At 57.6% G+C, this 1,142-nt stretch carries 2 protein-coding genes; both read left to right on the top strand.

From position 1 onward, the window contains the following. Positions 1 to 421 precede the first annotated feature (421 nt). Positions 422 to 547 (top strand): hypothetical protein, encoded by a 126-nt coding sequence (locus tag P0D80_RS50330; RefSeq protein WP_408296264.1) that lies wholly within the window; start codon positions 422 to 424, stop codon positions 545 to 547. Between the two features lie 89 nt (positions 548 to 636). Beyond that, the gene (locus P0D80_RS50325) at positions 637 to 1,020 is read left to right on the top strand and encodes a copper-binding protein (protein ID WP_408183724.1); all 384 of its coding nucleotides are present in this window, start codon (positions 637 to 639) and stop codon (positions 1,018 to 1,020) included. Positions 1,021 to 1,142: the final 122 nt, after the last annotated feature.

Genomic DNA, 1,142 nt, shown 5'->3' with positions numbered 1-1,142 from the left:
CCCGGCGCGTGAACGCGCCAGCTCGTATCGATTCGGGGTGTCAGTTGGAGACGTGCGTGCAGAAACTGGGTTCGCGGTCGGGCAGATTTGCCCGGAGCGTTATCGCCGTCGTCTGGAGACCGGCCTGATAATTAAGCGTACTCCTTATCGAGAGGCAGAAACTACTTATATCTCGGGTGCTCTCTACTGTCCTAACGCTGGATGACCGCTTTAGTGCGGGCCAGCCATCGCAATGTTCTGTGCGGCTGTGTGCTGCTAGCAGATATCTCGGTTGACGAACAACGACACCCCGAAGGCAGGGAAACTGAGTTCCCTCGCGTTTGCGGTGCAAGCAGAGGGCCACGGTCCAGTTTATGTTTATGATTGTGACGGTCTGGCGAGTTTTGTATCGTTGGACGTTTTTTTGGGGAGCCAGAAATGCATGGAACCAGAACAGGCGCTGCCCGCTTACACGTCGTTGCTGTTGCTGTCTCGGTCGGCGTGCTGGTACTTCAATCGGCTGGTGCCCAAGCACCAGGTCCTCGCACAGGACACGCAGTCGGTGTAAAAGCCTTTCGACACATCCAGGCACGCGTCGCCGGGATAGCCCCCTCGCACAACAGCGTGACCTTGCGCGACGCGGGCGGGGAAATGGTCGTGTTTGAAATCAGCCCAGATATTGCCGACGTAAAGACGTTACAAATCGGCGATACGGTCAATATTGCGTATAGAAACGCAATACTGACTCGTATGGACAAGGTGGCATCGGGTGGCATCCGCGAGCGAATCGAAACAGAAGTCTTGCAGCCAGCGTCGGATGGAGAAGTCAGTTCGACCCGAAGCGTGGAGTTCGTGGCCACGGTGCTAAAAATCGACCGGAAGAACCGGGAGGTCACACTGCGCGGCCCGACTCAGACACAGGAGTTCGATGTTGCCCCGACGTTATCGCTCGACAGCCTGAAAGTTGGCGATGCCGTTCGCGCAGAATTTATCTCCCCCGTTGCCGCTTCGGTTGTCCGCGTCGGGACTGCTCCTCAGTGAGCAGTGTCGCAAGGCAACTGTCTCTCCGGCAGATTGCCCGGATGGTTCGCTCGGATTGAACGAACTGCGCCGGAACGAAACAAATGGGGGTGACGCGCCCGGACTGGGCATCGTCTGGCGGT

This window comes from Paraburkholderia sp. RL17-373-BIF-A (genome assembly GCF_046030175.1).
In the GTDB taxonomy this organism is placed as follows: Bacteria; Pseudomonadota; Gammaproteobacteria; order Burkholderiales; family Burkholderiaceae; genus Paraburkholderia.
Note: the sequence above shows the minus strand (reverse complement) of the source record. Positions and strands in the feature narration are given on the sequence as shown.